A 22,374-nucleotide genomic window follows, 5' to 3' on the forward strand; every position below is an offset into this window, starting at 1 on the left:
CGAAACTACATTTTAATTTTCATACAAAAAAGCGCCGCAGGTCATTATTGTAAATAGCCTGCGGCGCTTCAATTTATTGATGTTATAAACATATTTTAAACTTCGCAATAGATATAGTTTTAAATTTACAATTTACTATTTCCCCTAAGACTCCAACTTGCCCCCCAGCGTAATACTCAAATCCTCGAAGTTCTCCACCACCGTCTTTTTTTCATAAAAGTGCACCGCATGTTGCATCATCCCTTCCCTTGTATAAAAAGCATCCTCCACTTTCAAAGGGAAAGTTACCTTCTCCCCAGTACTGGACGATTTATATATCCCTACGATCAACTCCAGCGTATTTCGACCACTTTGTCCATCCACCAAAAGGGGGGATCCTGTCTCAATGGCGTCTAGCACATTCTCCACTTGCCCGGCATGACCTGCATGAATAACATCCGGTAATTCGTCAGCGAGTTTCTGAATTTGTTGCTCCAGTTCTGGATTCGATTCCGGAAATCCGTTACTCCGAGCCCTTGAAGCAATGACCTTCCAAGGTGCAGATACCCTTGCTTCTTTGCCCTGAAAAATCAACTGCTGTTCCTCTCCATGGTGTACCACGGAGCTGGTAATCATACCAAGTGCTCCTTCTTGGAAACGAAGCATCGCCATGGAAATATCCTCTACTTCAGCATTATCATGCGCCATATTTGCCATCATGGCCTGCAATTCCACAGGGGGACCCATCATCCAGAGCATAGCATCGATATGATGCACGGCATGATTAAGCGTGCAGCCACCACCTTCCTTTTCCCATGTGCCACGCCACCACAGATCATAATAACTATGACCTCGCCACCAGAACGAATCGACCTGCACGTGGACAATAGGCCCCATAAGTTTGCTATCCAGTACATCTTTGAGTTTCATCATTGGAGTCGTAAAACGATTCTGCGCCACAACCGACAGCAACTTACCACTCTCTTGTGCCGCTTCCAGCATCATATCCGCCTCTTGTAAAGAAGAGGCCATCGGTTTTTCGACAAGTACATGCGTACCAGCATGCAGAAAATCACATGTGATTGGTGCATGTGTATAAGGAGGGGTACAGATCGAGACCAAATCAATGCTTTGATCCAGTAATTCATGGTAATCGGTAACAGCTTGTGCCCCCTCCAATCCATAATCGTTAATTCGCTTCTGTGCTTTTTCCGCGTACATATCCACTACAGCTACGATCTGGCATCGTTCAGGAAATGCCAAATACGCTGTAATATGCGCTGTACTGATTGCGCCTGCTCCAATAATGGCCACTTTCAACATCGATGCATACCTCCCTTTTCCCTTCACAATACACAATAATAAAGCGCTTTTATGCGTTCATCTTGTGATAAAATAAAACTATATTGCGCTCTTGAAGAGGAGGCATTCCTAATGCCCATCATCACCGAAGATCAATTTAATTTGGCATACCGTCGTACCTCCACGACTGCATTTCGAGAGGTTTTTCACGCTCATTCACAGATAGAAATCACGTATATTCATGACGGACATGGACAGTTGATAACAGAGGGACAGGCATTCCCTCTTGAACCAGGTACACTGATGATTTTCCGTCCATTTCAACTGCATCAGATTCAGATTCAAGTCACGAAAGAGCATCCCTTTATCCGCAGCGTACTGATGTATGAGCCACACCTGCTGAACCCACACTCTCGGCAATTTGCTATAACGAATCGTTTTACAATGGACCTTCTAGGGCAAACATCTCCGCTTCAACCGATCCGTCTTGCCGCTGCGTCCCCGCTGGTTCAGATGATTGAGCAATTTGCCGATATTCTGCCTACGTTGCTTCCACATGAAGCAGAAGAAGATACGCGACTCTTTTTACTTGCACTGCTCGCACAGCTTCGCTACCTTTGGAAAGACAGGCAGTATCCCAGCTCTAATACGCTCCCAAAAGGTCCTCCCGTTCTGCATCCTCATGCCGAAGCTGTCATGCAGTGGATTGAAGAGCATTTCAATGAATCTTTTCGTCTGGAAGATATCGCAGACACTCTGCATCTCTCGCCTTATCATCTGTCCCATATATTTAAAAAAGCTACCGGTACCACCATCGTTGCTTACGCTCAGGCCACCCGTATTCGGCATGCTTGCGTGTTACTCACGAGCACCACACATACTGTTCCGGAAATAGGCCACCGTGTAGGTATGTCCAGCCCATCTTACTTTTGCAAAGTTTTCCGCAATGCAACAGGCACCACACCGCATCAGTATCGGCTGAATGTGCAAGGCAGATAAGAAGATTATCCTGCAACACGAAAAGGAGCAAAGGAATGACTCCCTTAGCTCCTCCGCTTCCTTAACATTGTCCTAGCTACTCGCCCGGCTTGCGTACATCCAGTCCCAACTTCTCCAAGAAGGGATAAATCTGCTCGCGTACCTGCTGCAGTTCTTCCTTCTGCTCCGCAGACAGCCGCTCTTCATGAATGCTCCCATCCTGATCCATCACTATGGCTTCATACTGCTTCATCTGTTCATACAACGATTTGAACTCGGTAAACTGCTCCTCAGAAAACTTCGTCTCTGCCATTGCTAGCTGTTCCTCCCAAAATTGCTCTTGGGCCAAAGGTTGTTTTGGAGAGTCTACACTTGCTGCTTCCAGCTTTTCGAAAAATGGTTCCAGTTCTGCAGTAAGACGATTAAACTCCATCTGTTCTGTGACACTCCATTGCTCGGGGTGCAGCTCTCCTTGTTGATCCGCATACTTCAAAGCCATTTGCCCCATTTGCTTCATCAGACCCATAAATTGATTGAATTCCTCTGAGCTTAAATGAGCCTTGGCTGTCTGCAGCTTTGCTTCCAGTCTCATATAATCCTCTGATGTTCCACCCACCGCTGATATATTCTCCTGTGAACCATACATTCCGTCAACAAGAAAGGTATACCCAGCGTAAGCTCCCGTGGGAATGATGAGTACAGCAGCCAGCAGCATAGTAACTAGCCATTTTTTTCGATGGTTTTTGAGACGTGATTCACTTCGAATCGCATTCATGACTTTATGTTTTGTTCTCTCAGGAATGTTCCAATCTTTCGTGTCTTCCTGGAAGGATGCTCGCAACTGTTCATCTAGATTCATGCAGTTCCTCCACCTTTCCCCGAATACCCGGATTTAACTTCTGATTCTGCCTCAGCTTGGTTAATGCCGCATGAATACGTGATTTCACCGTTCCTAGTGGAATTCCCAATATGCATGAAATCTCCTCTTGTGTGTACTCGTTCAAATAGTGAAGAGTGATGGCCTGCTGCAGCTTGTACGGCAATCGGTGCACCTGTTCGAGCAGAGGACGATTTGCCAGTTTGTTGATTAATTCACCGGAAAAATCATACTCTAGCCCCGTATCAGACTTCTCCATCCGCTTGTTAAAACGAAACTGCGTCAATCGTCTACGCCGATAATTTCGGACCTGCCGCATTGTCACACCCATTAACCAAGGACGAAAGGCTCTTTCCGAATCATATCTCTCTAAGGACCTGTATGCCTGAATATAGATTTCCTGTACCAGATCTTCCGCGTCAGATGGGTCACGAATAAGAAAACGAACAGTTCTATACACGTCCATCACCGTCAGCTCATATAACTCGCCATAAGCTTCATAGTCCCCAACCCGGGTTAATTCCACAAGTTCTATGTACTTTTCTGTCTCACTCATCATCCATCTCCTTCCTCTTCAACTATATATTGGCATACCAGCTCCATATCGTTCGATTTATGTATTGAATATTTCTCAAAAAACCAAAAAATCAATTGGTGTTTATCATGATATAATATAGCTAATTTTTATATAAATGGAGTTTTTTTGATCTAATTTACAAGATCATCTTTGGTCTTTTCATATTGAGGCCTACGACACGGTATATAGACTTATTGGAATTTTGGTTATCATATCTGCTTACTTCTTTTTCTTTCGAAAACGGATGTAAGGGAGTAACTTAGCGGGAGTGGTTAGTACTGTGATGAAGTTTTTCACCAAATTGTACTCAGAATATTTACTGATTCCACACCCTCTACGTCTGTTGTTTCTGTGGGGATGGATTGTTTTGTTTTATGTTGCGGGTATCAAATTCAAATGGTTCTACTTCCTACAAAACTGATTTCAAAAAAGTCCATTCTCTTGGGACATAAAGAAGAGCTGAGTCGTCATTATGACGTCTCGGCTCTTCTTTATGCGATCTGTTCCATGTAGAAGATGGTATTGTTACTCCCATCTAGCTCGGTCATATCGTTCCTTTTCGAGACAAGCTTTGCCTGATATTCAGAAATTCTTTAGAAAATCCCACTCAAAACACTGCGCTCAGCCAGGTACCATTCGCCTGATCCTCAAAGCAGATCATAGACAGTTCGTTATCGGAATAGAAGGCAATTTCTCCTCTCATCCTGATGGAAACGGCACACCTATGGATCGTACACGACAGCATAGCTCATCTCGTACTACTTCAGAGATCTATGCCAGAACTGCAATGGGCCTTCAAATCGACAGAAATATGATTAAGCTGCAAGGTGGCACGTTAACATTAAATCACACGAACAACATTATTGTTGTAACTGTGCCACTTGATTAACGCTCCTGAATAAATCCACCTTATCAAGTCTTGCCAGTACGTGGGCAAGGCTTTTTTCTCTTGAACGTAGTTGTTTGGCTTTGCTTATGTATTCTTTAGATTTTCTTCAGAATTATGCTCATTAAATCCTTAGTTTTTTTCATTATCATTTCTGTATCGACAAGAGAGGTGGCAAAACAATGATCAGTAATACGATCTTAGAGCTACTTCATCAGTATGGATATTTGATATTTTATTTTGCCTTCTCGTTAGGCCCTTTCGGAATTCCAATTCCGAATGAAGTCACGATTATCAGTGGGGCCATTTTGAGTCATACCGGTGTAATCAATTCATGGATCACATACTTCTGCATTCTGGCAGGACTATTAACGGCCATTACTTTTGCCTATTTTGCAGGAAAGTTATTTGGACCCAAGATAAAATACAGATTTCAACATCATAAACACTTCGTCAAGGCTGAACTAATTCTGAATAAGTATGGCAATTGGGCAATGTGCACTGGTTTATTTATTCCAATCGTACGATATATTCTCCCTTTGGTTATCGGACTGAGCGGCGTACAGTATCGTAAATTTGCTCTCATTTCATATTCCAGCGCCGTACTCTGGACCATTACGTATTTTACAGCAGGAATCTACTTCGGCGGCCCTATTCTAGCGATGCTTCACTTGTTACATTTCTAACTGGTTTGGATAACATACCATCACATATATGGAGGAACCCTTATGAATTCCAATGAACCTGCTTTATTTCTGAAAAGCTTTCTGCAAAGCCCTAAACATGTTGGCAGCATCATGCCCAGTTCCCGGTTTCTCGCTAGCAAAATGGTGAATCAAGCCTCTTGGCTAGAAGCAAAAGCCATCGCCGAACTCGGGTCAGGTACCGGTGCCATCACTCGATATATTCAGCAACAGGCACAGGATTCCACTAAGGTGTTATTGTTTGAGATGAACGAAACGATGAGGAATAATTTGCAGACCACATACCCGGAGTTCTCCTGTTATCCCGATGCCGCTCGATTAGTGGAATCCATGAATCAAGAGGGTATTCAGCAACTGGATTACATTTTTAGCGGGTTGCCGTTCTTTAACTTTGAGTCTAAATTAAGGAACACGTTGGTAGATCAGATCTATAAGGCACTTAAGCCTGGTGGATTATTCATTGCCTTTCAATATTCACTTCAAATGAAAAAGACATTATACGAGCACTTTGTCATCGAAAAAATAGAATTAGTGCCCTTGAACATCCCACCTGCATTCGTTTATGCCTGTCGCAAAAAGGAAACAATTTAAACATCTTAGGCTATCGTTTACACTGATGGTATCCTCTCTATAAGGATTATAAATTTTATTCAAAACAGGTTATAAAAGGAGTGTTGAATTGTGAGTACCGTTCTCGTTGTTGATGATGAACCCGATATCCGTGATGTCATTCATGTCTATTTACGTAACGAAGGATATCAAGTCATTGAAGCAGCCAATGGTGAAGAAGCACTGAATATTATCAAAACAACATCGGTCCAGCTTATTATTCTGGATGTCATGATGCCCATTATGGATGGAATCAAAGCCTGCTTCAAAATAAGGGAAGTATCAACCACTCCCATTATTATGCTATCCGCCAAAGAAGAGGACATTGATAAAATTACAGGCCTGACTACCGGGGCTGATGACTACATGGTCAAACCGTTTAATCCGTTAGAATTACTGGCCCGTGTTAAGGCTCAGCTACGACGTCAAACCTTGATTGGCAAAGCAGAATTCAATTCACTTATCCTAATCAAGGACCTTGTCATCGATACAAGTAAACATTCCGTGAAGCTCAAAGAGAATGACATTTCGCTTACGCCACTGGAGTTTTCCATTCTGGTGCTGCTTGCCAGCCATCCTGGACAAGTATTTAGCTCCGAGAAAATTTACGAAACCGTATGGAAAGAACCTTACGGGTATTCAGATAATACGGTGATGGTCCACATTCGTAATCTGCGAGAGAAATTGGAAGTGAACCCACGGGACCCTCAGTATATTAAAACGGTATGGGGAGTGGGCTATAAAATTGACTAATCAATCTAAGCCCCTTCAGAGAAACCGAAAGAAAAAAATTCAGGTTAACATTTTGATCCGAATTATTTTGAGTACCATTGCTGCTGCTGGCTTTAATAATATGCTTATTTTCCTTTCTATTGATGTTTTTAAAGCTTGGGAGCAGGCCTGGTTCCGTAATTCACTTCCGTATGTCATTACGCCAATTTTCATCTTAACTTTTATCTTAACCTTTCTATTTTTAACACGTCGAATGGTTAAAGATATCATTCACTTGGAGCAAGGGCTTCAACTCATATCTGAGGGCAATCTGGACTACCGTGTACCCGTCAATCGACAAGATGAACTTGGTCAGGTCGCTTCCAACATCAATCACATGACTGAACAGTTGCAGATGCAGATCATCAAAGAGCGCGAGTTGGAGAAATCCAAGATGGACATGATTACGGGCATTTCACATGACCTGCGCACACCGCTGACCAGTATAATTGGCTATATTGAGCTTCTTAGAACCGAATCTTTTCAAGACAAAGCAGAGTATGACCGCTTCATCCAGAACACCTATAACAAAGCCACACATTTAAAGAAGCTGCTCGATGATTTATTTGAATACACACGTTTAACTTCAGTAGATACCCAATTGGATATGAAAAAGGTTGACCTATTTCAACTCTTGGATCAGTTACTGTTTGAATTTGAACCGTTAGCTCAGGAGAATGGCATTCATATCGAAAAAGAGATCGGCTATGCCCCAATGATGACCTGCGTGGATAGTGATAAGATTGCTCGAGCTATCGATAACCTTCTCATGAATGCCCTGAAGTATTCCTTTAAACCTGGTGTGATTCACATTCGAATGAGTCTGCATCTTGAGCACATTACTATTGAAGTCGAAAATAAAGGTGCGCCGCTCACAACAGAGCAAAAAGAAAAACTGTTTGATCGTTTTTACAAGGTGGATTATTCAAGAAGTAGCGAAGGCATTCAAACGGGGTCCGGTCTGGGTCTTTCGATTGCCAAAAATATTGCGGAGTTACATCAGGGTACCTTAACACTTCAACATACGAATAACGTATTTATATTCCAGCTAAGCTTGCCTTCCAACATCCAGTGAAGCATCAATGAATTCAACAATGGAGGATACCGCATTGAAAACACCCGAACCGCTTCTTTTCCTGCAAGGATTCTTAAAGAACCCCAAACGAGTAGGAAGTGTCCTGCCCAGTTCCAAATTTCTAGCCCATAAAATCGTCCAGTCTGTACGATGGGATGAGGTTAGAACCATCGCTGAGCTGGGGCCAGGAACAGGTTCCGTCACACGTCTCATGAGAGCAAAATTACCGGAATCTTCAACCGTGTTTTTGTTTGAGAGAGACCCCAAAATGAGAAGTAATCTGAAGAAAACATATCCTGAATTCTTGTTCCATTCGAATGCATCCTATTTATTGAAAAGGATCGATCAAGAACATGTGCACCAGTTGGATAGTATCATTTGCGGACTACCATTTTTTAATTTTTCCAGAGAAATGAGTCAAAATATCCTGTCACAGATCCATACAGCGCTCCGACCTGGCGGTATGTTAATGTTATACCAGTATTCACTTCATATGAAGAAAAGATTAGCTGAGCTATTCGATATTGAAAAAATTCAATTTGTGCCCTTCAACTTCCCCCCCGCTTTTGTCTATACTTGTCGTAAAAGAGAGGATCAAGCACTGTAAGGGTCATCAAGAATTTCAACATCATCAAACCCATATGCTGAATCGATTGAGGGTTTAATATCGTTCTTTTCTATGAGGGTTGTGATTTTCTCCAACTGGCTTCCACTGGAGTTTACAAACATGAAGCGATATTCACTTTGGTTTCTTACGTGCCATAGAAACCAGTCGAGCACCCACGAGACCAAACAATGCTCTTTTCCACATTGGAAATTTACTGTCGACTGCAAAGCGATAATTGGGGCCGGCTTGGATACAGGTTATCTAGATCGGATCTCAAAAACGGACCCAAAAATTATATTCTTGTGCCGTAACTGTAATGGATAATCGCCGATCGGTTTCATTGTTTATCGTCAGTTGTTCCGTAAATATGTGAACACTTCAGTGAGAATAATTGTTACGCTATTCTGTCCGTTAGTAAGCAGCCGATCATATGAACTGCACCTTCAACATCCCCTAATTCCTTATCCCACAAGGCCTCAGCCCTGTATTATTGTCCTTTCATGTCAGATCACCAGGGCGAAAAACTGGAACAAACTACAGATCAAAGAAAAAAAAGATGAAAAGCCTTGCTACACAGGGATTTTTGCTTGGGGAAGGAGTTTGAGGAAAAGAATAGAGAGAGAAAAAGACTGGGGAAATGTGCGCTTGAATACGCGCATTTCTCCCAGTCTTCGAGTGTTTCTCGACAATTATTTTTATTAAGGGACAGTAATTTGGGAAATGGACAGGAAATTTTTATAGTTTACACCATCCGCTGCCTCATCGCCTCAAACAACAAAATTGTCGCTGCCATCGCGGCATTAAGCGACTCAGCCTGTCCCTGCATCGGAATCGTAATCGCATCGTCCACCAGCTGTGCTGTGGAGTCCGATATGCCCTTGCCCTCATTACCGATCACTAGCCACACTGATTGTGTAAAGTCATAGCTGTAGCACGAATACTCTGCCTGCAAAGACGTACTCACCAACTTCACACCCGCAGCCTTCGCTTCAGGCAGCAACGATTCCAACTGCCCTTCTACGATTGGCAAATGAAACAATGACCCCATCGTGGAACGAATCGTTTTCGGATTATAGACATCGGCACAACCCGCGCCAAGCACCACGCCTGCCGCTCCGGCCGCATCCGCACTGCGAATGATCGTTCCTACATTACCGGGGTCCTGCACATTGTCCAATACCACGACCAATCCCTTGGAAGAAGACAACAAGCTTTGCAGTGGCTCACGACCTTTATGTACAACGGCAAAAACAGGTTGGGGGGTCATCGTATCCGTACACTTGGCAATAACCGCAGGAGATACACTGATCCATTCCACACGCTGAAGTGGAGCCTCCAGTCCAGCCAGTTCCTTGGGTACACCCTGCTCCCCATCGTAAACGATACATTCCATATCTGCTCCGGCACGCAGCGCCTCCTGCACGAGATGAATGCCTTCAATAATATATTTATGTTGACGGGTACGGTGCTTTTTCTCCAGCAGCTGTGCCCATTCCTTCACACGTGTATTTTGCGGTGATACAATATCCATCTTTCCATCCTTCCCGTCTGCGGGATTTTTTATCAACATGCTACATGACGTATTGAAATTTTCCGACCAAAGAATGCTCCATTCATCCCATCATTATACTTATCACTTTGGATACGCCAGCTCCATTTTCGTCAAATGGTCCTTATGCCCAACGATAATCAATACATCCCCATTCTCGATCCGATCCTCGGCATACGGAGAGATGTTCATCGAATTTCCACTGCGGATCGCCATTACGTTACATCCAAAACGTGCACGAATATTGAGCTCTAGCAGATTTTTACCAATCATTTGCTCGGACGCTCTCATCTCCAGAATGCTGTAATCCTCAGATAACTCAATGTAATCAAGAATATTAGGAGATGTCAGATGATGGGCTACACGCAGTCCCATATCCCGCTCAGGGTAAATGACCTTGTCCGCGCCGATCTTCTGCAATACTTTACCATGAAGCTCATTTTGTGCTTTTACGATCAGAACAGGTACACCCATATCCTTCAGAATAAGGGTCGTAAGAATACTCGACTGAATATCTTCACCAATCGCCACAACGACGACATCAAAATTCCGTATGCCCAGCGCCCGCAGCGCTTCTTCATCCGTTGAATCTGCCGATACGGCATGTGTCACCACATTGGACATTTCCTGTGTCCGCTGCTCGTCCGCATCAATTGCCAGTACGTCGAATCCCATACCGCTCAGCGCATTGGCTACACTTGAACCAAACCGTCCCATGCCGATTACGGCATATTGTTTCTTTGCCATTAGGGTCTAACCTCCCACTGCACTTCAGCATTACGCATCTATTGTTAGTAGCTTTTCAATTAAGGGGTGAATATTCACTTAAATATCCTTCGTAGTATACCACAAAGCCCAATAAACTTGAATGCGCTCACGCTTCCTAGGGAACAGTATTAGAGCAGCCGAATATACGAGGAGGGACTTGCGATGCCAATTACATTAAGCCTGCGTGAAGCGATTGTTCATAAGGTTCATGACAAAAGTGATGATCAGCTCCGGGAGATGATCGAAGGTTCTGTAGATGGACCGGAAGCAGCATTACCCGGACTTGGTGCCATTTTCGAAATGATCTGGAAGAACACCGAACCTGCGAAGCAGGAAGAATTAATCCAAATCGCGCAGGAGCATCTGCACACCATTCCCGTTCAACCCATCAGTTAGCTGAAGCCTTGGAGGGAAAGGTACCATCATCACGTTGTTCTGTCTGCAAAAGAAAGCTTTTGTCTCATTGGTCTGGATCATACCCTGCTCCAAGAGCAAGGTAGTTAATCCCCCATAGACTAATTAGGCTCCCCTAACCAAAACAAGGTACAGCCACTGAGCAAAACTCAGGAAGCTGTACCTTGTTTGTATATGTCTGATGCTCCTAAGAAAATCAGTCGCCGCTGGAAAAAGATGATCAATTGAATAATTTAGCGATTTTATCAAACAATGCCGATATTTCTTCATCTCCAGCAGTGGTGGCGTCCGTATTTCCCCATACGTTCTTAAGTGCAGAAATTAGATCATTTTTTTCATCCTCACCCGAAGATGCTGACTCTGATCCCACGCTGGAAATGAGATTTTGCAACTCACGCAGCAAAGATTTCTGTTCATCCACAGTAAGCTCATTGTTCAATGTGCTATCTTGATTTTCCTCGTTAGCAGTGTCTTGAATATTCCATGCAAATGGCGGCATAATCCCTCCCATAGCTTGCATCATTGGAGGTGTTCCATTGCGATCCAAACGCAAAGAATCATTTGCGGGCAGAGGTTCAGGACGTTGACTTTGGATCATTTCAGCTACCTGATCAAATAGATCGGATATATCCTCGTCCGTTGCTGCTGAGAGGTCCTGACTGGATAACAAGTCAGATATTGAAACCAACGGGTTCAGCGTGCTGTCAGCACTGTCATCTGTTGCTGCTGAAGCGCCCGATGAAGTCAGGTAACTTTGCAGATCAGATAACAGTGATTCTGTTGATCCGTAGTCAGTATAAACGCGTCCTCGCTTCGATTGTACGTTCTGCTGTAGTTTTCTGTTGGGAGTGGGGCCTGTACCCCTCCGGCATATTCTGCAAATTCTTTACTTAATTCAAGTGAATCAGCAGCCAAACTGAAATTAACCTGAGAGCAGACTGAATGATGACTGAATGTTATTCTCCCTTCTCCCTTTGACGTGAAACCTGAAAAATACATAGAGCTAATTGGACGACAAAAATGACCTAACCTCCTCGAATCAGGAATTTAGGTCATTTTCTTCGGCTGTCTTTAGTATTGTAGGAAAAATCGGCTTATGGAGCTGTCTCCAGGAATTTCGCTGTCGGATTTTTGTCCATTGCGGTTCTCATCGCGTATTCATTTTCGAACAGTACAACATAGTTCCCCTTTTTATCTTTCACCAGAGCGGAGTTGATCCGGAATTTACTTGGGTCCAGATTCTCGTCCACGATCCAGCGAGCGAATTGATAAGGCATGCGCTGTAACTGCACGTCTACCCCGTATTCGCCTTTCATCCGGTATTCAAATACCTCGAATTGCAGCTGACCGACTACGCCGAGCAATGTCTCGTCGAAGCTCACCGTGTTGAACACCTGAATCGTACCTTCTTCGGTCAACTGGTCAATCCCTTTTTGGTATTGTTTATGCTTCAATGCATTTTTAACGGTAACTTTGGCAAAAATCTCAGGTGAGAACGTAGGCAATTCGTCGAAAATAACCTCGCTGCCTTGGCTCAGTGAATCGCCAATCCGGAAGATACCCGGATCGAATAGACCAATAATATCGCCTGCATAAGCCTCTTCTATAATATCCCGATCCTGTGCCAAGAATTGCTGTGGCTGAGACAGCTTGATCTCTTTACCCACACGATTATGCTTCACACTCATACCGCGTTGGAACTTGCCGGATACGATCCGCAGGAATGCGATACGATCCCGGTGTGCCGGATTCATGTTTGCCTGGATTTTGAAGACGTAACCGCTGAATTTCTCATTCGTCGGCTCAATCTCACCCGCTGTGCTGCGACGTGGTTCCGGCTTCGGTGCGAGTTGTAGGAAGTTCTCCAGGAACGTCTGCACGCCGAAGTTATTGATCGCACTACCGAAGAATACAGGTGTCAGTTCACCGCGCTGTACTTTCTCCATGTCGAACTGGTCTCCTGCAACATCTAGAAGCTCCAGGTCCTGACACAGTTGATCATGCAAATAATCTCCTGCCATCTCACGAATGATCGGATCTTCATAACCTTCTACCTTTTGAACTTTAATCGTCGAGTGATCGTCCCCTTGGAACAACTCCACCTGACTTTTCATCCGGTCATACACACCACACAGCTCACGACCTGTACCAATCGGCCAGTTCATCGGTACGGAGCGAATACCCAGTACATTTTCGAGTTCTTCCATCAGGTCAAAAGGACTTTGTCCTTCACGGTCCAGCTTGTTGATGAATGTAAAGATCGGAATACCGCGCTTCGCACAAACTTGGAACAATTTGATCGTTTGCGCCTCGACGCCTTTTGCCACGTCAATCAACATGACCGCGCTATCGGCAGCCGTCAGTGTACGATACGTATCTTCACTAAAGTCTTGGTGACCCGGTGTATCCAAGATATTGATGCGATGACCCAGGTAATCAAACTGCATAACGGAAGATGTTACCGAGATCCCCCGTTGTTTCTCAATTTCCATCCAGTCACTTGTTGCATGTTTGCTTGCTTTCCGAGCTTTTACTGTACCGGCAAGGCGAATCGCGCCCCCGAACAGCAACAGTTTCTCGGTCAATGTCGTTTTACCCGCATCCGGGTGAGAGATAATGGCAAACGTCCGGCGTTTGTCCACTTCCTGTTGAAGAAGGTTATCTGCAGCTTTGCTCATAGATTCTATCCCTTTCGTCCGTTCATTCACGTTAATCCGGCGAGGCCGGTCTGCCATTCAATCTTTATGCAATCCGGCTATGCCGGTTGATTGTACATTTCGCATTTCGCTCACTAGGCATTTAGCATCCTATGTTAATTTTACACATTTACAACGGAGTTCATCCTCCCTAAGCATTGTGCTTCCATTCATGCCGTAGACCTGAATTATAATCCAACTTTCCTATTGTACCATAATCTTTACCGAAAATAACCGATTACGTACAGCAGATTCTTCTCTTTTCCGATTGCAAAAAAAGAGCACCCTTCCGCCATCATTGGCATCCAGGTACTCATTATTCATTTCGCTTCTCACTCTTAGAAAATTAATGCGTCCAGAGCGTATTGACCTCCACCTGTCAAAGCCAGTGCTACACCAATCACCAGAATTGCAAGGTTATATTCAAATCCGTTCTGTGTGGACCAGTATCCATTCGCACCATGAACCTTCACAATGGCAATGACCATAGTCAGAGCAATCAGAATGCCGCCTACCGGTGTAAGCAGACCCAGAGCCAACAGCAATCCACCGCCGAATTCAGCCAAACCTGCCAGCAGTGCTACCAATGCGCCGGGCTTCATCCCCATCGATTCAAACCATCCACCTGTTCCCTTGATGCCGTATCCCCCGAACCATCCAAACAGTTTCTGAGCCCCGTGCGCCATGAACGACAATCCAATCACCAAACGAATCAACAACAATCCTACATCCAACATTTTCTTTTCCTCCATTCAATATATACAAAATCGTATTCTTAGATTAAAGATATTATGCTAAATTTTTTTCTTCATGATGTAGTTCGTAACCCCTTCACCTGGTTCACACTTTATCTCATGAATGATGTACTTAGCCGATGGATTCATCGGGTTTCGTATGTCTTTGCGTAATTTCTTTATCTATTTGTTGAGTATAAGTTATATACTTACTTTTTGTCAACAACTTAATTTATTATATGTATGTTTTTACACACCCCACTTCTCTATCGCAAAAAAGACCTGAAAAGATCGCATCTCTGCGTCCTTCCCAAGCCTTAGTTATGCAGGACAGCTCCTATCATCAATCAGATGATTTGTTCTCGCCTGATGTCCTATTACTTACTACAGGTAACTCCATTCAGCATTTAATTGTTCACTTGCCACACGACACTGTCTTCGTCCTGACCGTTCACCGGCCACCAATGGAATCCATCCTGCTCCAGCAGTTTTCCAGTCGCTTCTGGCCCCCATGTACCTGCCGGATACGTGTGCAGCTCACCATGGTTCTCCGCCCAAGCCGCCGCAATCCGGTCAACGAAGGACCATGCTGTAGCAACTTCATCCCAACGGGTAAAATAAGTGGAGTCTCCTTCTGCCGCATCATGCAGCAGACGTTCATACGCCTCCGGCGAGTTGATTCCAATCATGCAGCTCTGACAGAAGTCCATCGCCAGCGGCTGAATCTCGGAATCTGAACCCGGCTTCTTGGCATTGATCTTGATATAAATGCCTTCCATCGGATTTACCCGAATCACGAGCAAATTCGGCTCCAGCTTATACTTTTTGCCTAGATAGACGTTGCTCGGCATGGATTTGAATTCAACCACGATCTCCGTCGTTTTCACCGGCAGACGCTTGCCTGTCCGAATATAGAATGGCACACCTGCCCAGCGGAAATTATCCACAAATACACGTGCGGCAAAGTACGTTTCCGTATTGGATTCCGGATCAACCTTGTCCTCCTGACGATAACCGGGAAGCTGCTTCCCGCGAGACTCCCCTTCGGTATACTGCCCGCGCACAACGTTAGTGCTCACTTCTTCATTTGAGGTGAACGCACGCAGAGAACGCAATACCTTAACCTTCTCATCACGGATATCCTCCGGGAACAGACGACTTGGCGGCTCCATAGCAATCATCGTCAGCATCTGCAGCATATGGTTCTGTCCCATATCGCGCAATGCACCCGAGTGATCGTAGTACCCACCGCGCTCTTCCACACCGACCGTCTCACCCAAGGTAATCTGAACATTGGCAATATGTTTATTGTTCCAAAGCGGCTCGAAAAAGGCATTCCCAAAACGTATCACTTCGATATTCTGCACCATTTCCTTGCCCAGATAGTGGTCAATTCGATAAATCTCTTCCTCACGGAACACTTCACGGATCTGCTCATTCAGATGCTCTGCAGATTGCAGATCATAACCAAATGGTTTCTCAATCACAAGTCGCTTCCATCCGTGGCTCTCCAGCATTCCGCCATCACGTAAACTATATGAGACACTACCGAACAACTCAGGTGCCAGCGCCAGATAGAACAGGCGGTTACCCGGTGTATTAAACTTCGCTTCCAGACGCTGAGTCTGCTCACGCAATTCTTTGAACCCGTCCACGTTCTTGATATCTAATGATTTATACTCAAAATGTTCGACAAAAGCATTCCATTCATCTGGTTCCCCCGCTGGATAGCGACAGAACTCTTTAATGGATTCATAGATGTCTTCCCGGAATTCTTCTGGTGACCTCGGACGACGTGCTACGCCAATAACTGCAAAGTCTTCGGCTAACTTGCCTTCGCGGTAGAGACTGTAGATCGCCGGAAACAGCTTCCGGCGGGCCAAATCACCCGTTGCTCCAAAAATGAAAAATACTGCACCTGGTGTCTGCACTTCATCTTGCATTTGTTTTTCGACCATGGGCTCCTCTTTCTTTCCGGGAAGACATCTCCATACTCTCCCCGAGCTATGTAATGGTGTTATATACGCAACATACAACCGTCAATTACCAGCAAATTTCCTTCTTGGATGTGATGCCATTTTAGCATAAAGCCCACAGGCTTGCACTAATTTTCCCGAGAAATGTTATCAATATTTTTCCACTATTCATGGAAATTTCATCTATAAAAATTCATGATCAAGCTTATAAAATTCGCTTTAATATGGTATTAATATTCTATCGTGATTACCGGGAAACCTACTGTAACTCGATTAATTCCTCGCTCATCATCCTGGTGTACCGCCAGCTGCATGTTCAAGTGATGCGAACCACTCCTGATCGCTATGGGCAGATCGGATGCCTCATAAGATACGCTAGCAGTGCGGTTATCCGTATAACGTTCTAACGCTCGCATGTCCATATCTCCAGACAATTGTTCCTCGATATGCTGCACTTGACCGCTGGCGTCACTTACTGTTACCCCTGTGCCTTGTACAGCGAAATTCCATGCTGCCTTCATTCCTGAGTCTGTAAGCAACTGGGATACCTGTTCATGTAATGCGGTCAATAAACGATGGTCTGTATATTCATTGCCTGATAACTGAACGATAGCGTAATATTCGTTTTCCCCTGTAACGACAACATTGACCAGAATGCCTGCCTGATGCGCATTAGCAACCATCTCACTGCGATACACATCATGCCCCGTCTGAAGAACGCGTTCAGGCTGTTGCAAGCCCAGCCGGTGAGCGAGCATATCCGCTTGCTCTTTTGCGTCTCCATGGCCTTCTCCTTGCCATTTAATGACTAGACGCTCCACATGATCAATGGCTTTATCTGCGGTCTTTATCAATTGCTTCAGTTTGTCTACTTCGGATTCCGTCTTTTCAGCGTACACATGAGTCATGCCTACAAGTATAATGATTGCCAATGCCAGTATGCCTGCCGTCATCCATCGATTTAACATTCGAATCCTCCGCTCTTTCTTGCATTCTATGAATCTATCAACAGCATGCCCCCATTCCTTATTTGCTAAACTTCTTTTTGACATACAAAAAAAGCCCCATCAACCCTCTTTCCTGGCTGATCGGACCTCTAATAACAAAGCATGGGTAGAACAACGCTTCCGCATGCGATTTCCCTCGGTTCACTTCGTTCCCTTAAAACGAGCATTTCACGTCCTACTCCGCAAGTCCATTCTTATATGCATAAATGGCTGCCTGTGTACGGTCATCCACGCCAAGTTTGGCAAGTATGTTCGTCACATGGAACTTGACCGTCTTGATTCCAATGATCAGATCATCTGCGATGTCTTGGTTTGACTTACCTTTGGCAACCAACCGAAGTACATCCATCTCCCGATCAGTCAATTCCTCATGAGCAGGTGTGGCTGCCTGTGGCTGTCGGAAACGATTCATCATTTTGGAAGCCACTTGTGACTCCAGAACCGACTGCCCCCGAGCTGCAGCACGGATCGCATCTGCTACCTCATTGGCTCTGGATGTTTTCAGCAGATAACTAAAAGCTCCTGCCTCAATGACCGGATACATTTTTTCATCATCCAGATAACTGGTCAGCACAATGACCTTGCATTCCGGATACATTTTGAGCAGCTGCCGGGTGGCTTCAATCCCGTCCATTCCTTCCATCACAAGATCCATCAGGACTACATCAGGTTTATACTCCTGTGCCAGTCGGATGCCTTCCTCACCGCTGCCAGCTTCCCCCACCACTTCAATACCATCTTCGGTATCCAGTACCGCAGCGAGGCCAATGCGTACCATCTCATGATCATCCACGAGCAACACTTTGATCGACGTTTCCGCTTCCGTCTCTATTCCCATCTCCATTGACATGTTCTTCCTCGCTTTCATCGTTCATCAAAGGTATTGTAATCTCAATTCGTGTTCCTTTGCCCGGTGCCGTTACAAATTGAATGGCTCCGCCAATTTCAGTTACACGTTCACGCATATTGGTCAGACCATAAGAAGCCTGTTTCTGATCGTCGAGATCAAATCCCTGACCATCATCACGAATCAGTACCCGAATGGCATCCATTCGGCGCTGAATCCGAATTTCCATCTTTTCCGCCTTTGCATGACGTAATGTGTTGGACATCGCTTCCTGAATAATACGGAACAGGTGGTTTTCAATGCCTTTGATCAAATGAATCTCTTCATCCATTTCGAGCACGATATCCATAGGTACTTTTGTTTTTAACTCCATCACCAGATCACGCAAACCTTGCTCCAGATGTTTGCCCTCCAGATAGACAGGTCGCAAATGCAACAGCAACGCTCGCATCTCGGACTGGGCTACCGACGCCATCTCTTCAATCAGGGCCACCTGTCGCTGGGCACGTGCAAAATCCTTTTCCATTCTGCGTCCAACCGCTGTTGCGGTCATTGAAATAGCGAATAGCTGCTGCGATACCGCATCATGCAACTCCCGTGCCAGCCGCTGCCGTTCCTCCACAATGGCCGTTATTCTAGCCTGTTCAGCCAGCTGCGCATTATTGGTAGACAGTCTTTGCAGAGAGGAGACCTGATCTTCCCACTTTTTGCCGATTCGTCCAAGCTGTTCACTTAATCGGCCGACATCATCAATGCCGAGGTCCGGCACAGTACGTGAGAGTGATCCCTTTTCCCATTGCAGCAGCGTCTCTCGCAACAGTTCAAGCCTTCGTTTGACCCGATAACTCTGATAGAATCCGAAGGCCGCACCCATACCGATCAAGAGCAGCAGCAAGGCCAGGCCCGATTGAATCAGATGCCTCCACCCTGCAAATGGGGCAAGATAACCATATGTATACAATACATACAAGATTACAACGAGCACAATGAAAACAAGGAGGATCCCTTCACCCATACTTCGGGTTACCATGTCGGTATGTCGTTTTGTCTTCATCCGGGTCTCCTCCTTCTTCACCTATTTAACTTATTACGGATTACTGATGTTTAGGTCGCCAACAATATAAGAAATGACAAATTTTGCTTTATGTTCACTGGACTCATATCCAGGAGTTCTCCATACCAATTTGTTCATCATGCCACTATCCTGTTCGCCATTCACACTTATCCGCCCAAAAAGTACCGTCGCCTCAATCTCAACACCATAATCTTCAGGCAGCGTCAGACGAACATTTCCCATAACACCTTGCAAAAGTACAATCGTTTGTTTTTCTTCCGGAATGGAGAGGGACAAATCCGCATTAACTTCACCCAAGGCATGCCATAGACTCATGCTTCGCAATGTCCAAGGTGTCTGATCCCAATAGTAACGAGCCATAAAATTTTGTTTGCGCATGACATTCCCATGCAGATGAATCTTTTTATTTTTGGAATAAAAATAGGCCAGTGAAGCGAGTACCATCAAAAATACAATCATTAGATTATCGAGCAGCAGCAGAGCGGCTCCAATACCCAGGCATCGATAGCCTTTGTGTGTGTCACCCTTTCGAACTTGTACCATACCTATCGTTAACAGAATCAGTGCGGCGACGGTTAGCAGGTTAATATTTCGGTTCAGTAACATGAGCATGCCGATGACAATGATTACAACGGCAAGCCATTGACCCTTCTTATTCATCTCTGCCGCACCTCCTCTGTAAGTTAATCTTCCCAATTCGACGGAAAAGCCATATCAGGCATTGAACACCTGTATGGCTTAACCTTTGTTCTAGAAACCGTTCTTTATTCACGATTTATAGAATATCATATTGTCTGCTGAGCGAACAGTTATTCTTTTGAAGTACCGCCCGTTTCATTCTTGGCACCATTGCCGATTTTGTTTTTCAGAGCTTGCAGTTGTTGATCCACTTTGAATTGCTTTTCAGTATCTACAGGATTGGTGTACGTAGATTGTGTATTACGATAAGGTGCGCGGATCACATCAGCTTCTGCTTCCATTTGCATGATTTTCTCTTCCATGCGGTGGAATCCAAGGGATGCGCCACCACTCTCAATGGAGTGCAAGCTGTTGATTTGAGACATTTGTTTTTTGGCTTTCGCCATTTGTGCACGGGATACGAGTTCATTACGTTTGTTACGCATTTTATAGAACTCATCTTTCATGTCATGCAGCTGTTGCAGCAAATCTTTCGCTTGAGCTTCGGACTGTGCATGAAGTTCTCTGTACTCCGTGATTTTTTGATCGAAGTAGATTTTCTCTTCCAGCAATTTACGTGCCACTTCTTCCTGACCATTAGCCAGTGCAGCCTCTGCCTGAGACTCACGTTGTACCGATGTGCGCTCTGCTTCGTCCAGACGTTGTTTCATGCGACGCTCGTTCGCCATTTGTTTGGCGACGGTTACCTCTGCCTCATGAATTTCAGCCTCCATATCACGCAAGTACTGGTTCAACATTACAATCGGGTCTTCCACTTTATCCAACATATCATTTACCGACGCTTTAGTCATATCCTTAATCCGTTTAAATACTCCCATTTTACTTTTCTCCCTTCTCGTAACGAGATAATTTTTGGCGAAGCTCTTCAACTTCTTTTTTCAATGCTTTTTTCTCAATATCTTTCATCATGGAATCAAGTTCACTCTCTTGCTGTGACCCTGCTCCGTAAGCGTTATTGTCGTAAGAACGTGGGCCAGACTGAGGTCTGCTGTTGTAGCCTGGGCCCGGACCGAAGTTTCCAGGACCTTGGTTACGGTTGTTTTGGAACGGACCTCTTGGCGGCTCATGATCATAGTTGTTGTATCCTCTACCAGGACCGGGGCCCGGGCCGTATGGATCATAAGGTGGATACGGTTCTTTCGGTACCACCAGTGCTGCGATGAAGTAGATTAACAACGACGTGCCGCCAGTGACGAAGATACTGATGACGAAGATGATCCGTAGCAGCGTGGAATCCATGCCGATGGCTTCAGAAATTCCGCCAATCAAGCCGGTCATCATTCGGTCACGCGTTGAGCGGTATAATTTGCTCATGTGCTTACTCCTTTCGTTTACTTGTATCCTCTTACGTGATCAGCACCATAAGTGTATGGATCAGCGTGATGGGATTCTTTTGGCACTACCAATGCAGCGATGAAGTAGATCAGCAATGATGTACCCCCCGTAGCGAAAATACTGATGAAGAAAATGATACGCAGCAGCGTCGAACTAAATCCAAGGTTTTCAGAGATGCCGCCGATCAAACCTGTCAGCATACGATTGCGCGATGAGCGGTAAAGTTTATTCATGTGTCTACTCCTTTCTGTCATTGTTTAGCTTTTGTTTCAGCCGCTCCAGTTCTTTATCCAGCGTAGAGGATGACATAGTGCCAGAAGTTCCTGCCCCATCCTGACTCATACGCCGCAAATCCCGGAGACTTTGTGCCTCATATTCGAGATCAGAAACCTGGTCGTCCAGTCGGTTGAACATACGGGGTACATTCTGACCGTTGTAATGACCTCTCTGATTCATTCGTTGCTGCAATTGGATCGTCTGCATACGAGCGTAATAATATTGGCGCTTGCTGTATACATTCTGATACTCCACTTTCAGCTGGTCGATCTGTTCATCTAGCTCCTGTAAGGCCGCATTGCTTTGTGCATACAATTCATTGTATTGCTCCATTTTTTCCTCGTGGAGAATTTTCTCCTGCAAAGCAAGTTTAGCTAAATGCTCCTCGCCTGCTTTCAGAGCCATGGACGCTTGTTCTTCCCGTTTGTGTACCATACCTGCTGCCTGATCCGCTTGTTGTTTCATTTGTCTGGTATGGGTTGCATATTGATGACGAAGCTTCTCGGCTTCACCGATGTCTTGGCGGGTCGAGACCAGAAACTGATCAATCAGTTTGACTGGATCCTGACTTTGCTCCAAATGTTCATTTAAATTAGCTACGGTAATATCCCGCATTCGACGAAATACACTCAT

25 protein-coding genes are annotated in these 22,374 nt (G+C 44.9%); 8 read left to right on the top strand and 17 right to left on the bottom strand.

Annotation, left to right across the window (positions count from 1 at the left end):
* Positions 1 to 144: 144 nt before the first annotated feature.
* Positions 145 to 1,302 carry a Gfo/Idh/MocA family protein gene (locus P364_RS0132325; RefSeq protein WP_024634133.1) on the bottom strand — a complete coding sequence of 386 codons (1,158 nt, stop codon included), beginning with the start codon at positions 1,300 to 1,302 and terminating at the stop codon, positions 145 to 147.
* Between the two features lie 111 nt (positions 1,303 to 1,413).
* On the opposite strand from P364_RS0132325, the gene P364_RS0132330 reads away from it, so the two are divergent.
* The gene (locus tag P364_RS0132330; RefSeq protein WP_029881472.1) at positions 1,414 to 2,280 is read left to right on the top strand and encodes an AraC family transcriptional regulator; all 867 of its coding nucleotides are present in this window, start codon (positions 1,414 to 1,416) and stop codon (positions 2,278 to 2,280) included.
* 76 nt (positions 2,281 to 2,356) lie between these two features.
* Here P364_RS0132330 and P364_RS0132335 read toward each other — a convergent pair whose 3' ends face one another.
* Together P364_RS0132335 and P364_RS0132340 are read right to left on the bottom strand one after the other, a co-directional pair.
* Positions 2,357 to 3,118: a DUF3600 domain-containing protein gene (locus tag P364_RS0132335; protein WP_024634135.1), complete on the bottom strand. Its 762-nt coding sequence runs from the start codon at positions 3,116 to 3,118 to the stop codon at positions 2,357 to 2,359.
* The gene (locus P364_RS0132340) at positions 3,105 to 3,695 is read right to left on the bottom strand and encodes a sigma-70 family RNA polymerase sigma factor (protein WP_173405262.1); all 591 of its coding nucleotides are present in this window, start codon (positions 3,693 to 3,695) and stop codon (positions 3,105 to 3,107) included. The genes P364_RS0132335 and P364_RS0132340 overlap by 14 nt, the downstream gene beginning before the upstream one ends.
* Positions 3,696 to 4,284: 589 nt before the next feature.
* Here P364_RS0132340 and P364_RS37480 point away from each other — a divergent pair.
* The 6 genes from P364_RS37480 to P364_RS0132365 all read left to right on the top strand — a co-directional run bounded on the left by P364_RS37480 (position 4,285) and on the right by P364_RS0132365 (position 8,365).
* Positions 4,285 to 4,602 (top strand): hypothetical protein, encoded by a 318-nt coding sequence (locus tag P364_RS37480; RefSeq protein ID WP_152532782.1) that lies wholly within the window; start codon positions 4,285 to 4,287, stop codon positions 4,600 to 4,602.
* Between the two features lie 179 nt (positions 4,603 to 4,781).
* Positions 4,782 to 5,285: a DedA family protein gene (locus P364_RS0132345; RefSeq protein WP_024634137.1), complete on the top strand. Its 504-nt coding sequence runs from the start codon at positions 4,782 to 4,784 to the stop codon at positions 5,283 to 5,285.
* 42 nt (positions 5,286 to 5,327) lie between these two features.
* Positions 5,328 to 5,894, top strand: coding sequence for a class I SAM-dependent methyltransferase (locus P364_RS0132350; protein WP_024634138.1), 567 nt, complete (start codon positions 5,328 to 5,330; stop codon positions 5,892 to 5,894).
* A 90-nt stretch (positions 5,895 to 5,984) separates the two neighbouring features.
* Positions 5,985 to 6,665: a response regulator transcription factor gene (locus P364_RS0132355; RefSeq protein WP_024634139.1), complete on the top strand. Its 681-nt coding sequence runs from the start codon at positions 5,985 to 5,987 to the stop codon at positions 6,663 to 6,665.
* A complete protein-coding gene (locus tag P364_RS0132360) occupies positions 6,658 to 7,758 on the top strand; it encodes a sensor histidine kinase (protein ID WP_024634140.1) in 1,101 nt (366 codons plus the stop codon). The genes P364_RS0132355 and P364_RS0132360 overlap by 8 nt, the downstream gene beginning before the upstream one ends.
* A 34-nt stretch (positions 7,759 to 7,792) precedes the next feature.
* A complete protein-coding gene (locus P364_RS0132365; RefSeq protein ID WP_024634141.1) occupies positions 7,793 to 8,365 on the top strand; it encodes a class I SAM-dependent methyltransferase in 573 nt (190 codons plus the stop codon).
* 742 nt (positions 8,366 to 9,107) lie between these two features.
* Here P364_RS0132365 and P364_RS0132375 read toward each other — a convergent pair.
* Entirely contained in the window at positions 9,108 to 9,896 is a 789-nt protein-coding gene (locus P364_RS0132375; RefSeq protein WP_024634142.1) for a TrmH family RNA methyltransferase, read from the bottom strand.
* Between the two features lie 102 nt (positions 9,897 to 9,998).
* Positions 9,999 to 10,661, bottom strand: coding sequence for a potassium channel family protein (locus P364_RS0132380; protein ID WP_024634143.1), 663 nt, complete (start codon positions 10,659 to 10,661; stop codon positions 9,999 to 10,001).
* A 183-nt stretch (positions 10,662 to 10,844) separates the two neighbouring features.
* Here P364_RS0132380 and sspI point away from each other — a divergent pair, with 183 nt between their 5' ends.
* Entirely contained in the window at positions 10,845 to 11,078 is a 234-nt protein-coding gene (gene sspI, locus P364_RS0132385) for a small acid-soluble spore protein SspI (protein ID WP_024634144.1), read from the top strand.
* Positions 11,079 to 11,316: 238 nt separating this feature from the next.
* On the opposite strand, the gene P364_RS38375 is transcribed toward sspI, so the two are convergent.
* The 12 genes from P364_RS38375 to P364_RS0132445 form a co-directional block, all read right to left on the bottom strand.
* Positions 11,317 to 11,694 (bottom strand): hypothetical protein, encoded by a 378-nt coding sequence (locus tag P364_RS38375; protein WP_236642258.1) that lies wholly within the window; start codon positions 11,692 to 11,694, stop codon positions 11,317 to 11,319.
* Positions 11,695 to 12,190: 496 nt separating this feature from the next.
* Positions 12,191 to 13,774 (bottom strand): peptide chain release factor 3, encoded by a 1,584-nt coding sequence (locus tag P364_RS0132395; protein WP_024634145.1) that lies wholly within the window; start codon positions 13,772 to 13,774, stop codon positions 12,191 to 12,193.
* A 356-nt stretch (positions 13,775 to 14,130) separates the two neighbouring features.
* The gene (locus P364_RS0132400; RefSeq protein WP_024634146.1) at positions 14,131 to 14,529 is read right to left on the bottom strand and encodes a DoxX family protein; all 399 of its coding nucleotides are present in this window, start codon (positions 14,527 to 14,529) and stop codon (positions 14,131 to 14,133) included.
* 404 nt (positions 14,530 to 14,933) lie between these two features.
* Complete coding sequence (zwf, locus tag P364_RS0132405; protein WP_024634147.1) at positions 14,934 to 16,484, bottom strand: glucose-6-phosphate dehydrogenase; 1,551 nt, start codon at positions 16,482 to 16,484, stop codon at positions 14,934 to 14,936.
* A gap of 248 nt (positions 16,485 to 16,732) precedes the next feature.
* A complete protein-coding gene (locus P364_RS36445) occupies positions 16,733 to 17,470 on the bottom strand; it encodes a YwmB family TATA-box binding protein (protein WP_024634148.1) in 738 nt (245 codons plus the stop codon).
* Between the two features lie 214 nt (positions 17,471 to 17,684).
* Entirely contained in the window at positions 17,685 to 18,353 is a 669-nt protein-coding gene (locus P364_RS0132415; RefSeq protein WP_173405263.1) for a response regulator transcription factor, read from the bottom strand.
* Entirely contained in the window at positions 18,295 to 19,410 is a 1,116-nt protein-coding gene (locus P364_RS0132420) for a sensor histidine kinase (protein WP_024634150.1), read from the bottom strand. The genes P364_RS0132415 and P364_RS0132420 overlap by 59 nt, the downstream gene beginning before the upstream one ends.
* A gap of 33 nt (positions 19,411 to 19,443) precedes the next feature.
* Positions 19,444 to 20,091: a cell wall-active antibiotics response protein LiaF gene (gene liaF, locus P364_RS0132425; RefSeq protein WP_024634151.1), complete on the bottom strand. Its 648-nt coding sequence runs from the start codon at positions 20,089 to 20,091 to the stop codon at positions 19,444 to 19,446.
* 149 nt (positions 20,092 to 20,240) lie between these two features.
* Positions 20,241 to 20,948: a PspA/IM30 family protein gene (locus P364_RS0132430; protein ID WP_024634152.1), complete on the bottom strand. Its 708-nt coding sequence runs from the start codon at positions 20,946 to 20,948 to the stop codon at positions 20,241 to 20,243.
* A gap of 1 nt (position 20,949) precedes the next feature.
* The gene (locus P364_RS0132435) at positions 20,950 to 21,444 is read right to left on the bottom strand and encodes a PspC domain-containing protein (protein ID WP_024634153.1); all 495 of its coding nucleotides are present in this window, start codon (positions 21,442 to 21,444) and stop codon (positions 20,950 to 20,952) included.
* Between the two features lie 17 nt (positions 21,445 to 21,461).
* Complete coding sequence (locus tag P364_RS0132440) at positions 21,462 to 21,698, bottom strand: PspC domain-containing protein (RefSeq protein WP_024634154.1); 237 nt, start codon at positions 21,696 to 21,698, stop codon at positions 21,462 to 21,464.
* A gap of 4 nt (positions 21,699 to 21,702) precedes the next feature.
* Positions 21,703 to 22,374, bottom strand: a complete 672-nt coding sequence (locus P364_RS0132445; protein WP_024634155.1) for a PspA/IM30 family protein — start codon at positions 22,372 to 22,374, stop codon at positions 21,703 to 21,705.

It is taken from the genome of Paenibacillus sp. MAEPY2, assembly GCF_000499205.1.
Classification (GTDB): Bacteria; Bacillota; Bacilli; order Paenibacillales; family Paenibacillaceae; genus Paenibacillus; species Paenibacillus vandeheii.